14 protein-coding genes are annotated in these 12,293 nt (G+C 40.7%); 13 read left to right on the top strand and 1 reads right to left on the bottom strand.

Going from position 1 to position 12,293, the window contains the following annotated elements:
• Positions 1 to 200: 200 nt before the first annotated feature.
• From DFO72_RS03050 to DFO72_RS03000, 11 genes are all read left to right on the top strand, one after another.
• Positions 201 to 467, top strand: coding sequence for an IreB family regulatory phosphoprotein (locus DFO72_RS03050; RefSeq protein ID WP_009333061.1), 267 nt, complete (start codon positions 201 to 203; stop codon positions 465 to 467).
• A gap of 2 nt (positions 468 to 469) precedes the next feature.
• Entirely contained in the window at positions 470 to 886 is a 417-nt protein-coding gene (ruvX, locus tag DFO72_RS03045; protein ID WP_181782297.1) for a Holliday junction resolvase RuvX, read from the top strand.
• A gap of 14 nt (positions 887 to 900) precedes the next feature.
• Entirely contained in the window at positions 901 to 1,185 is a 285-nt protein-coding gene (locus tag DFO72_RS03040) for a DUF1292 domain-containing protein (RefSeq protein WP_009333059.1), read from the top strand.
• Between the two features lie 413 nt (positions 1,186 to 1,598).
• Positions 1,599 to 2,732: an endolytic transglycosylase MltG gene (mltG, locus tag DFO72_RS03035; RefSeq protein WP_113882754.1), complete on the top strand. Its 1,134-nt coding sequence runs from the start codon at positions 1,599 to 1,601 to the stop codon at positions 2,730 to 2,732.
• A gap of 476 nt (positions 2,733 to 3,208) precedes the next feature.
• The gene (locus DFO72_RS03030) at positions 3,209 to 3,844 is read left to right on the top strand and encodes an O-methyltransferase (RefSeq protein ID WP_113882861.1); all 636 of its coding nucleotides are present in this window, start codon (positions 3,209 to 3,211) and stop codon (positions 3,842 to 3,844) included.
• A 5-nt stretch (positions 3,845 to 3,849) separates the two neighbouring features.
• A complete protein-coding gene (locus DFO72_RS03025; RefSeq protein ID WP_113882755.1) occupies positions 3,850 to 4,779 on the top strand; it encodes a peptidase U32 family protein in 930 nt (309 codons plus the stop codon).
• Positions 4,780 to 4,814: 35 nt separating this feature from the next.
• Positions 4,815 to 6,083, top strand: a complete 1,269-nt coding sequence (locus tag DFO72_RS03020; RefSeq protein ID WP_113882756.1) for a peptidase U32 family protein — start codon at positions 4,815 to 4,817, stop codon at positions 6,081 to 6,083.
• Positions 6,084 to 6,086: 3 nt separating this feature from the next.
• Positions 6,087 to 6,722 carry a uridine kinase gene (gene udk / locus DFO72_RS03015; RefSeq protein WP_053434308.1) on the top strand — a complete coding sequence of 212 codons (636 nt, stop codon included), beginning with the start codon at positions 6,087 to 6,089 and terminating at the stop codon, positions 6,720 to 6,722.
• Positions 6,723 to 6,954: 232 nt separating this feature from the next.
• On the top strand, positions 6,955 to 7,431 hold the full coding sequence (greA, locus tag DFO72_RS03010; protein WP_009333053.1) for a transcription elongation factor GreA: 477 nt from the start codon (positions 6,955 to 6,957) through the stop codon (positions 7,429 to 7,431).
• 57 nt (positions 7,432 to 7,488) lie between these two features.
• Entirely contained in the window at positions 7,489 to 9,282 is a 1,794-nt protein-coding gene (locus DFO72_RS03005) for a peptidoglycan D,D-transpeptidase FtsI family protein (protein ID WP_113882757.1), read from the top strand.
• A 437-nt stretch (positions 9,283 to 9,719) separates the two neighbouring features.
• Positions 9,720 to 10,388, top strand: coding sequence for a YrrS family protein (locus DFO72_RS03000; RefSeq protein ID WP_113882758.1), 669 nt, complete (start codon positions 9,720 to 9,722; stop codon positions 10,386 to 10,388).
• Between the two features lie 28 nt (positions 10,389 to 10,416).
• On the opposite strand, the gene DFO72_RS02995 is transcribed toward DFO72_RS03000, so the two are convergent.
• Positions 10,417 to 10,623 carry a YrzA family protein gene (locus tag DFO72_RS02995; protein ID WP_113882759.1) on the bottom strand — a complete coding sequence of 69 codons (207 nt, stop codon included), beginning with the start codon at positions 10,621 to 10,623 and terminating at the stop codon, positions 10,417 to 10,419.
• 220 nt (positions 10,624 to 10,843) lie between these two features.
• Between DFO72_RS02995 and mtnN the strand changes: the two genes are divergently transcribed.
• Positions 10,844 to 11,542 carry a 5'-methylthioadenosine/S-adenosylhomocysteine nucleosidase gene (gene mtnN / locus DFO72_RS02990; RefSeq protein WP_113882760.1) on the top strand — a complete coding sequence of 233 codons (699 nt, stop codon included), beginning with the start codon at positions 10,844 to 10,846 and terminating at the stop codon, positions 11,540 to 11,542.
• Positions 11,543 to 11,776: 234 nt separating this feature from the next.
• Positions 11,777 to 12,037, top strand: a complete 261-nt coding sequence (locus tag DFO72_RS02985) for a YrhC family protein (RefSeq protein WP_113882761.1) — start codon at positions 11,777 to 11,779, stop codon at positions 12,035 to 12,037.
• Positions 12,038 to 12,293: the final 256 nt, after the last annotated feature.

Here is a 12,293-nt window from a genome sequence, read left to right as displayed (position 1 = left end):
TTCATCATCAGGAAGAAACAGCTTGTTCTTCACCATGTTTTCCTGTCAGGAACAAGATCATATTTATTGATCGCTCTGTTTATTCAGGCTGCAGGCCAAACCGTTATGAAGAGCTGGACAAGCTGGCTGTTCACCGGATTTCAGTTCCGGTATATATAAGCTATCCTCATCCTTCATACAGAAAAGCGAGGTGTAAGAATATGAGCTCATTTGATAAAACAATGAGGTTCAATTTTCCTGAAGAACCAATCGAACAAGATGTGAATGAAGTTCTTTTTCAAGTTTATGGGGCCCTCCAGGAAAAAGGGTATAACCCTATTAACCAAATTGTCGGTTATCTGCTGTCCGGGGATCCAGCTTACATTCCCCGCCATAAGGATGCCCGCAATATCATCCGTAAACTTGAACGGGATGAGATCATCGAGGAATTGGTTAAATCATACTTAAAACAGCAGCGTGAGGGGTAAACATGCGGACTATGGGACTGGATGTCGGCTCTAAGACAGTCGGCGTCGCTCTAAGCGATGCGCTTGGATGGACAGCGCAGGGCTTGGAAACCATCAAAATCAGCGAGGAAGAAAAAGAGTTTGGTTTTGAAAGAATTAGTGAAATAATAAAAGAGCACGAAGTCAGTAAAATTGTTGTCGGCTTGCCTAAAAATATGAATGGAACCATTGGCCCCCGCGGTGAAGCAAGCCAGTTCTATGCTTCAGAGCTGGAAAAGCTATTTGGTCTTCCAGTCGTATTATGGGACGAGCGACTTTCTACAATTGCAGCTGAAAGAGTTTTGCTTGAAGCGGATGTCAGCCGCAAGAAACGAAAAAAGGTCATTGATAAAATGGCAGCCGTTATGATTTTACAAGGCTTTTTAAATAGCCAAATTTAATGAGGTGAACAGAAATGAACCATGGAGATAACAATATTACTGTAATTGACGAGGAAGGCAACGAGCAGCTTTGCGAAGTATTGTTCACGTTTGATTCCGAAGAATTCGGCAAGTCATATGTCCTTTACTACCCTGTGGGGGCGGATGAAAATGATGATGAAGAAATTGAAATTCATGCATCAGCATTCAGCCCAAGTGAAGACAGCAAGGACGGCGAACTGCAGCCAATCGAAACAGAAGAGGAATGGGATTTAATTGAAGAAATGCTTAACACATTCCTTGATGAGCAAGAAGATTAATAAAACTGGCCCCCGGGCCAGTTTTTTATTTTATTATCAGAATTTATATCTTTTTACTTCAGGAATTGTCTAGCGCAAGCGCCTACCCTTCGAGATATCGGGGGGTAGGCGCTTGCGCTTTTCTTTTTCTCTTGATTTCTGATATGGGTTCAAAAGGCCTATAATTAAAAAAAGCAAAAATGAAAAGCGTTGAAATTATTGGCGAATCACCTTGGTTTTTGTAATATCCTGCGACTTCCAAAAGAAAATATAGTATAATAAGCCGAGATGTATCAGGAAACAAAAATGATGATACGAAGTTATTCTTAGGCCTGTTGGCAAGCAAGCATACTGGTTAATTTACTGGATAACATCATGATTTAGCTTGTCTTTTGCAAAAGAAGCCAACGTCTTTGGAACGGAGGGGATATGTGATGTCGGCAGACGATAAAAAAGGAAAAAAAGAAATAATACGCGAAAAAATGATTGAGCGCCAAGGGGAAGCGAAAGTAGTCAGGAAAATTGTAATGATAGTTGCAATCATATTATTAATCTCAGCTGCTGCAGTGATTGGCGGCGGATATTTTTATATTAATTCAGCTTTAAAGCCTGTTGATCCCGACAATGATAAGCCAAAGAAAGTAGAAATACCAATCGGTTCATCTGTAACAGGAATCGGCACTGTTCTTGAAGAAAATGGAATTATCAGGGATGCACGTGTTTTTAAATATTATGTGAAATTTAAAAATGAAGCTGGATTCATGGCAGGAGAATATGAATTAAAGCCTTCCATGAACATGAAGGAAATCCTGGATAGCTTGAAAACAGGTAAGGTTATGGAAGAATTGGCTTTCAAGATCACCATTCCAGAGGGGAAACAGCTTGAGCAGATTGCAGGAATCATTGCCGAAAAGACTGATAAAAAGCCTGAAGACGTTTTGAAGAAACTCAATGATAAAGCTTTTATTGAGTCTTTAATGGCAGAATATCCTGAATTGCTGACAAAGGAAATCCTTGCACAGAATATTAAGTATCCCCTTGAAGGATACTTATTTCCGGCAACCTATCCTTTTTACAAAGAAGATCCGTCTATAGAGGAAATTGTCAAAGTTATGCTCGATAAAACGGCATCAGTTATTAAAGAGTATAAAGGTGACATGGACGAGCGAGAATACACCCCGCACAAATTATTGACAATGGCATCGCTTATAGAGGAAGAAGCAACGGCGAAAGTAGACCGTGATCAGATTGCAAGTGTTTTCTACAATCGGATAGACACAGGAATGCCGCTGCAGACAGATCCAACTGTCCTTTATGCACATGGAGAACATAAATCAAGGGTCCTATATAAAGACTTGGAAATCGACTCGCCATACAACACATATAAGTATCCTGGACTAACGCCCGGACCAATTGCCAATGCCGGCGTTTCATCGATTGAAGCAGCATTGGTGCCTGCAGAGACAGATTACCTGTACTTCCTGGCTACATCTACAGGAGAAGTGCTTTTCTCAAAAACTCTAGATGAGCATAACCAAAAGAAAGCACAGCATATTACAAATAATTGAAAAGCAAAAGGGGAATGGGCAGATATAGCATTCCCCTTTTAATTATGGTAAAATAGATCAGGTGTTTTATACAGTGAAACTCCAATTAGTGGGGCTTTATCCCCGATAATTGTTAGTTGAGGCCCACAGCATGTGGGTTACAAAGATGTTGCCACAGGATGTGGCGTCTTAATCTTTGTTCTTCTTTTGGGCCTTTACGGACAGTTTGACCTCATATATACTTCTTTGATTTCATTCAGTCTTGGAGTGGGGTCTTACTGTCCGTTGGACTGCGATAAAGCTTTGCGATAGCGTAAATCACGGACAAGCATGGATACTGGCTCACCCTAAGCCGGAATGCCGTACAGCGCATTTTCACATCCTATCTGTGAACGCTATTTTTTCATGTCTAAATAGAAAAGCGGCTGAGACCCGTGAGTTCCTGGGAGCCGCAGCTTGACAATAAAATTCCGTCTGATCGAGGTGATGCCAGCTTGATGAACGATAAGCTGCATGCATATATAGAGGAGATAATACCTGAAAGACCCCAGTTACTGGACAAAATGGAGCAATACGCCAAGGAACATAATGTTCCGATCATGGAACTGGCGGGGATTGAGGCGATGCTTCAGCTTTTGCGCATCCAAAGACCTAAAACGATTTTGGAAGTAGGGACAGCAATCGGCTATTCTGCAATCAGAATGGCATTTGCAGTTCCTGAAGCGAAAATTATTACAATTGAACGCGATGTGGAACGTTATCAGCTTGCCGAGCAGTATATAGATGAAGCCCGGAAAAAGGAGCAAATCCGCATCATAAAGGGAGATGCTCTGGAAGTTGAGGAGGATGTCATAAAACACGGACCCTATGATGCTATATTTATCGATGCAGCAAAGGGACAATATCAGCGGTTTTTTGAATTATATTCCCGCTATCTCTCTTATGACGGCGTAATCATTACAGACAATGTCCTTTTTAAAGGTCTTGTGTGTGAACCTGTTATAGAAAATAAACGTATCCGGAATCTGGTAAAAAAAATTGATGTGTTTAATAAATGGTTAATGAGTCATCCTGAATACCACACAGTTATTTTGCCTGTTGGGGATGGCGTGGCAATTAGTAAAAAGAGGTGATAACAATGAGAAAACCTGAACTCTTAGTAACACCCGCAAGAGTTGAAGATATCGAGCAGCTTGTGTCGGCTGGTGCAGATGCCTTTGTTGTAGGTGAACAACGTTATGGACTTAGGCTTGCAGGAGAATTCACAAGGGAAGATGTGCAAAAAACGGTGGAAATTGCCCACAAGCATGGGAAAAAAGTGTATGTGGCGATGAATGCTTTATTTCATAATGATAAAGTGCCTGAACTCGAGGGCTATATCAGTTTCTTAAAAAAAATTAATGCAGATGCTATTATCTTTGGGGATCCTGCTGTATTGATGGCAGCCCGCTCGGCTGCCCCTGACATGAAGCTCCATTGGAATACTGAAACTACTGCAACAAACTGGTATACATGCAATTACTGGGGCAGAAAGGGCGCTAAACGCGCAGTCCTGGCAAGAGAGATTAATATGGATGCCATCATTGAAATAAAAGAAAATGCTGAAGTGGAAATTGAAGTGCAGGTTCATGGCATGACTGCAATGTTCCAATCTAAGCGCTCCCTGCTTGGCAATTATTATGAATACCAGGGAAAAGCTCTGGAAGTTGAAAACCGCGCACAGGAAAAAAGCATGTTCCTTCACGATAAGGAACGGGAAAACAAATACCCTATCTTTGAAGATGAAAATGGCACTCATATTATGAGCCCCAATGACATCTGCATTATTGATGAACTGCAGGAAATGATTGAAGCAGGCATTGATTCATTTAAAATTGACGGGGTATTAAAAAGTCCTGAATATATTATCGAAGTCACTAAGCTCTACAGAAAAGCTATTGATCTATGTGTCGAAGACCCGGACCAATACGATGAAATAAAAGACGATCTACTCGGTGAAATTGAAGAAATTCAGCCAGCTAACCGTAAGCTTGATACTGGGTTCTTCTTCAAAGAAACCGTCTACTGATTTGACTATATTAAAAAGAAAGAGGAGGAAGCTTTATGGCAGCGGTAAAGGAGAAAATTTCCGAAATTGTCAACGGCAAAAGGGTTATTGTAAAGAAGCCTGAATTGCTTGCTCCGGCAGGAAACCTTGAAAAGCTGAAGATTGCGGTCCACTATGGTGCAGACGCCGTGTTTATCGGCGGACAGGAATATGGCCTCCGTTCGAACGCAGGCAATTTCACTTTTGAAGAAATGAAAGAAGGCGTGGAATTCGCCAAAAAATACGGAGCTAAGATTTATGTCACAACCAATATATTCGCGCATAACGAAAATATTGATGGTCTTGAGGAGTATTTGCTGGGCCTTAAAGAAGCAGGAGTAGCAGGAATCATTGTAGCAGATCCGCTTATCATTGAAACCTGCCGCCGTGTTGCACCTGAGATAGAAGTCCATTTAAGCACGCAGCAATCCCTATCTAACTGGAAGGCAGTGGAATTCTGGAAAGAAGAAGGATTGGAGCGTGTCGTCCTTGCGCGTGAAACAAGTGCGGAGGAAATCAAAGAAATGAAGGAGAAGGTAGACATTGAAATTGAAACCTTCATCCACGGGGCAATGTGTATTGCCTACTCCGGACGCTGTACACTCAGCAATCATATGACAGCCCGTGATTCCAACAGAGGCGGCTGCTGCCAATCCTGCCGATGGGATTATGATTTATACCAGCTTGAAGACGAGAATGAAGTTCCTTTATACAGCGAAGGAGATGCTCCTTTTGCCATGAGTCCGAAAGATCTTAAGCTGATTGAATCAATTCCCCGTATGATTGAACTGGGAATTGACAGCTTAAAAATAGAAGGACGCATGAAATCCATTCATTACATTGCAACAGTAGTCACCGTGTACCGTAAAGTGATTGATGCCTATTGTGCAGATCCTGATAACTTCAAGATTAAGCCGGAATGGCTGGAAGAGCTTGATAAATGTGCAAACCGCGAAACAGCTCCCGCTTTCTTTGAAGGGGTTCCTGGGTATAAAGAGCAAATGTTTGGAAATCATAGCAAAAAGACGAATATCGATTTCGTTGGGCTTGTACTGGAATACAATCCGGATACACAGGTTGTTACCCTTCAGCAGAGAAATAAATTTCAGCCTGGAGAAGAAGTAGAATTCTTTGGTCCTGAAATTGACAATTTTACACAAGTCATCGATAAAATATGGGATGAAAAAGGCAATGAGCTGGATGCAGCGCGCCATCCGCTTCAAATTGTTCAATTTAAGGTTGATAAGCCGGTATACCCTAACAACATGATGCGAAAGGAGCTCTAATCAATGAAACGCAAACCCGTTGTAATTGGGGTGGCCGGCGGTTCCGGCTCAGGAAAAACGAGCGTAACCAAAGCGATCTATGACCGTTTCAAAGGGCATTCAATCCTTATGATCGAACAGGACTATTATTATAAGGATCAGACTCATCTGCCTTTTGAAGAAAGATTGAAAACGAATTATGACCATCCGCTTGCATTTGATAACGACCTGCTAATTGAACATATTGAAAGCCTGCTAAGATATGAACCGATTAACAAGCCTGTATATGATTATGCCATGCATACAAGGTCCGAAGAGGTAATTGAAGTCGAACCAAAGGATGTTATCATCTTAGAAGGCATTCTGATCCTTGAGGATGAGAGACTCCGTAATCTGATGGACATGAAATTATATGTAGATACGGATGCTGACCTGCGTATTATCCGCCGCTTATTCAGGGATATAAAAGAACGGGGACGCACAATGGATTCAGTCATTGAACAATATGTAAATGTGGTACGGCCAATGCATAATCAATTTATTGAGCCGACCAAAAGATATGCTGACATCATTATTCCTGAAGGCGGGCATAATTATGTTGCCATCGATTTAATGGTCACAAAAATTCAAACAATTCTTGAACAAAAGTCATTTTTATGAAACAATAGCATTGAAAATGTTCAATAGGACTTATCCTTTTACCGAATGGCTAAGCTGCTGCCGAACAGCATTTTAAAATTTATCAGAGCCAGTGAACATAAAAAGATGATCTGCGCGCCCTTTAACAAAGGACGCGCTCCTGTTCATTTTCCTAAAAATATGATAAAAAGAAGTACATACATTTATAGAACACATACTTTTAAAGAATGTGTAATTCGAAGGAGTGAAGGTTTTGGCTACAGAAAAGGTTTTCCCAATGACACAAGCAGGTAAAGAAAAACTTGAGCAGGAACTTGAATATTTAAAATCGGTTAAACGCAAAGAAGTGGTTGAACGTATAAAAATCGCAAGAAGCTTCGGAGATCTTTCCGAGAACTCAGAATATGATTCAGCGAAAGAAGAGCAGGCATTTGTTGAAGGCAGGATTACCACTCTTGAAAATATGATCCGCAATGCAAAGATCATCCAAGAGGAAGAAATGGCCGGAGATATTGTTGGACTTGGCCGTTCCGTTACTTTCGTAGAGCTTCCGGATGGAGATGAAGAAACTTACACTATCGTGGGAAGTGCAGAGGCGGATCCTTTTGAAGGGAAAATCTCAAATGATTCACCAATTGCCAAAAGCCTGATTGGCCGTACAGTTGGAGATGAAGTGACTGTTCAGACTCCTGGTGGAGAAATGAACGTACGCATTGTTTCTATTAAATAAGAATAGCTGGTTTGAAATAAGAAAACCTCGTCAAGACTTTTGACGAGGTGTTTTTTTATGTGGAGAAAAAGAGCAGTTGGCTGGCTTATCGTTAGTTTCATGGTCCTTTGTTTTCTTATGGGCAGATTGGTACAGCTGCAGTTGGTTTCAACAGAGCATTTTACAGACAGAGAAATCAACTTATTGGAATCGAGTGTCCGTCAGCGGTCCCAGGAAATGATTATTGATGCCGGCAGAGGGAATTTCCTGGATCGCAGCGGAAATCCAATGACATTTGAAAATAAATCTGTTCTTATATTATTCCCCTTCCTTGCAAGAATGGATTGGGATATAAAGAAGATATCTAAGATTACGGGTGCTTCGGAGTATTCCTTGCGACATTCGGTTGAGAATGCAAAAGAGCCTTTTGCTTTTGGAACCCCAAAGCCAATACAGCTGTCAATCGAGCAGATGGAGGACATCAATGCATTGAAAATTCCGGGTGTATTTGCTGTTGAGAAGAAATACAGCCGTTCTGAGAAGCCTGCATCTCAGCTAATTGGAATTACCGGACAAAATCAGAACGTTTTAAATGAAAGATATCCGAACAAAGATCTTTCTTCTGACACAATGATTGGCATAACCGGCATGGAGAAAAGCTTTGATGAGTTTCTGCTTCCTGAAGGGGCATCAAAACTTGTCTATCATGTGGATGGGACTGGCGGCCCGCTGTTTGGCATTGATGTAAAATATGTTGAGCCAGCAAATCCCTTTTATCCGGTTAATATTAGAACAACCTTGGACTACGATTTGCAGATGATGACCGAAAAATTGGCTGATCAGCATGGGATTAAAAAAGGTGGAGTTGTCCTTCTTGATATAGAGACTAATTCGGTTTTGGCAATGGTGTCACGTCCTTCTATTAATAAAGACAATCCTTTTGATGCAGAAAGCAGCGGGACAGTAAATCATATGATTAAACAGCAAATTATGGGATCTGTTTTTAAAACAGTGGTGGCAGCTGCGGCAATTGATCAAGGCCTGGACGATCCGCAAAGGCAATTTGACTGCAGCAGGAAAATAAACGGGGAACCTGATCTTAAATACCAGCATGGGATGCTGAATTTTAATGATAGCTTTGCCAGAAGCTGCAATAATACATTTGCTTCCATTGCTAAGGAGCTAAAAGATATTAACCCGGATCTCCTTGAGGAGTATGCAGAAAAACTTTCATTAATGGGTCCTGTGAGCTGGCAGGGGGATATTTATCATTTTAATGATTTCAAACAGCTTCAAGGCGAAGAAAAGGGACGAGTGTTTCTGTCTGAAGATGCAAAAAAAGACAGTAATTTTGCCGGTCTGACAGGGATCGGACAGCATGAAGTAAGAGCCACTCCACTTGCTGTTGCCAATATGATGGCAACTATAGCTAGAGGAGGAGATAAAGAAATGGTCCGGGTTGCTTCTGAAATAGAATATAAAAACAGTACATCTCTTATAGAATTCAAGGAAAAGAAGCTGGAGGGAGATAAAATTGCCCCTTTTACCGCTATGAAGCTTCAAAGGCTGCTTAGGGAAGTAGTGTTAAATGAAGAAGGGACCGGACGCTGGTTTAAAGAACTTCCATATGAGGTTGCAGGCAAATCGGGTACTGCAGAAACAGGTATAATGGCAGATGGGAAACAGCTTCACAATAAATGGTTTGCGGGTTATTTTCCTTATAAAAACCCAAAATATGCCCTTGTAGCTGTAAACCTGGAAGTTACTGAAGACACAGGAGGAGTAAATCCGCTTTTTGCAGATATTGTGAAAGAAATCTATAACAATAATCATAATGAAGAAAATCCTCCATCTGGCTCTGCGGACTCTTAAGTAAATATGGTATAGTGTAACTTTCCGCATGCTGCTGTCGTCCATTTAACTGCTTGCAGTACGTCTATAGGTTAATTCTTTTAAGATAACCTGATTCCATGTTAGAATGTTGACAGCGCTGTTTGGGTAAAGTTATTCTCATTTTATTAATATTGATTCTTTCAACGTATGTAGAGTTTATGCCCTAAGTTTATGCACTGAGTTGATTGGAACGGAGGGTACTTGATCCTCGAAAATGCATTTGCATTTTCTTCGGTCTGTGTTGATTAAGGCAGGATTATTCAATGTCCTGCGGGAAGTGAGGGAATGCGAGGCACCAAAGGCAAAGCCGAGGAAGCACGCAGCACTCCCCGCGGGTACGCTGCGTGCCTGTACGGAAATCAACAGATCCTTTTGATATTTACTTGAAATCCTGACAGATTGGGGAGGAGAAAGCTTTGAAAGGGAATAGCAGAGAATCCCGTTTTGGAAAACGGGAAAAAAGAAAAAAAACCAATATTATTTTAAATAGTCTTATTGCACTTGTTATCGTCCTAATTATTGTGGTATCAGCCAAAATATTCTTTGGCGGAAATAATGATCAGGCAGTTCCTGCTGATGAACAGACAGCATCTGAATCGAAACAAAATGAGAGTAACCGGGAAGACCAGGACAATGACATAGAGCAGGATAAGAGTAAAGACAAAGAGAAAGCAGATAAAGAATCTGATAAAGAAGATAAAAAAGCTGAAGAGAATAAAGCTGAAGATGAGTCTGAGGAAGATAAAGAACAAGTCGTAACAGAAGGCGGAAGCGGTCCTGATGTTGAAAAAACGATTGAAAACCCAGCATGGAAACCAGTCGGCACATCTCAGTCCGGAGAACATACTGCTGTCTACGATCAAAATCATGTGGATTGGCAGGAAATGCTCAGTGCCATTTCATATGCTACAGGTATTGAACAGGGCAATATGACTGTTTGGTTCCTTGGCAATAATGGGCCAAACAGCTCTGTTGGGACAATTTCCACAAAAGATAAAAGCGAAAAGTACCGCGTCTATATTGACTGGGTTGACGGAGAAGGCTGGAAGCCATCCAAAGTGGAAGTATTAAATGAAATAAATTAATTAGGTAATAAGGACGCCGGTGGCGTCCTTATTTTTTTGCCTTAAAGTGCACTACCGCCGAGTAATACGTTCTCCCATTCTCATCGAGATGCATTTGATGGGAAACGTGATGGACGGTTAAAAGAATTGCTTTATTATGCTCAATTTGTGCATTTATTTTCTTTTCAAGCTCTTTTAAAGCAAGAGCCTCAAAGAACTCAACCTTATCTTCTATCAAATCAAACTGAAAATTCATTGTGATTCCCTTCCCTTCAATACTGTTTCAATATTTATTTTATGGTGTGCATTTAAGTCTGGCAACTTTCAATTCTGGATAGGGGCTGTATGGATGGATTTTCGAATATGGCAAACATCCCGTCTATGATGGTAGAATAGAGTTTGGATATTGCATATGGGCACTCTATTACTGATGAATGCAATCAAAAGCTTAGAAAAATGAGAAAGAGGTTTTATTTATGAAAATAGCTATTATTGGAGCAATGGAAGAAGAAGTAACATTACTTAGAGATAAAATAGAAGACAAGAGCCAGGAAACGATCGCCGGGTGCGAGTATACAGCAGGGAAAATGAATGGTGCGGAAGTGGTGCTTCTCCGTTCAGGCATAGGCAAAGTAAATGCAGCCATGTCCACAGCTATACTTTTGGAGAGATATAAGCCGGATTTTGTCATTAATACGGGTTCTGCTGGAGGCTTTAATCCAGAACTGAATGTGGGAGACACGGTAATCTCCACGGAGGTTAGGCATCATGATGTAGACGTTACCGCTTTTGGCTACGAATATGGTCAGGTGCCCCAATTGCCGCCTGCTTTTGAAGCAGACGGCAGTCTGGTACAGATCGCTGAAGCGTGTGCAAAGGAAATCGGGGATATCCAGGTTGTCAGAGGGTTAATTGCAACAGGTGATTCCTTCATGAATGATCCAGCAAGAGTGGATTATATCCGTGATAAATTTACAGACTTGCAGGCAGTAGAAATGGAAGCAGCGGCAGTGGCACAGGTTGCCCATCAATTTAAGACTCCTTTTGTTGTCATTCGTGCACTCTCTGATATTGCTGGAAAAGAATCCGATGTTTCATTTGAGCAATTTTTGGAGAAGGCGGCACTTCATTCCGCTACGCTTGTAATGAAGATTGTGGATGCCCTAAAGCAATAATAAAAGATAACGGTGTTTTGGCGGCTTTTCATCATGGGAAGCCGTCTTTTTCGTAATATCAGAATCTATAATGTTTTTAACTTCGATAACTGTCTAGCTTCAGACGCCTTCCGCTTTTCTTATTTGGATGTTTTTCCCTCGCTTACAATATTTACATCACCTTCACAGCTGCCATATATGTTAAAGTAGGATTATAGTCTTTTATAAGATTTATTCCATAGAAGGTGATAATAAATGAAGAATGAAGCAAAGCATTTATTTGAAAAAATGGTGGATTTCAAGCGTTTTGCAATTTCTATGCTTGCTGTCGGATCATTTTTTTACATTGGTTTGATTATCCCTGACACTGCAAACACAGTTACTGATTTATATATAATGGCTGGATCTTCTTCAGCTTTCCTGTTTGGCTCAATCCTTTTCTTTATCCTTTCAAAACGATGCCGAAGTAAATTGAATGAAACGGATGAAGGACAGGAATATCTAATGAGGAAATAAATAAAATGACGGCCGGATCTCCGGGCGTTTTTTTTATTTAATAAAAAAATAAATAAAAATGATCAAAAAAGGTTTACAAACTATATAATCGTGGATATAATTACCATTATAAGTGAAAAAATTCTAAAAAGGAGGTCGAATGAAATGATGTTAAAGGCAATTGTATTAGAGGCACAGCTAAATAAATATTTTACAAATTCGACCTACATGGAATGGATCGCTTAGATTTGCTTAATTGACATTACATATCCATGCC

Source organism: Cytobacillus oceanisediminis, from assembly GCF_004366035.1.
Taxonomy (GTDB): Bacteria; Bacillota; Bacilli; order Bacillales; family Cytobacillaceae; genus Cytobacillus; species Cytobacillus oceanisediminis_C.
This window is presented reverse-complemented; position numbering and strand designations above follow the sequence as displayed.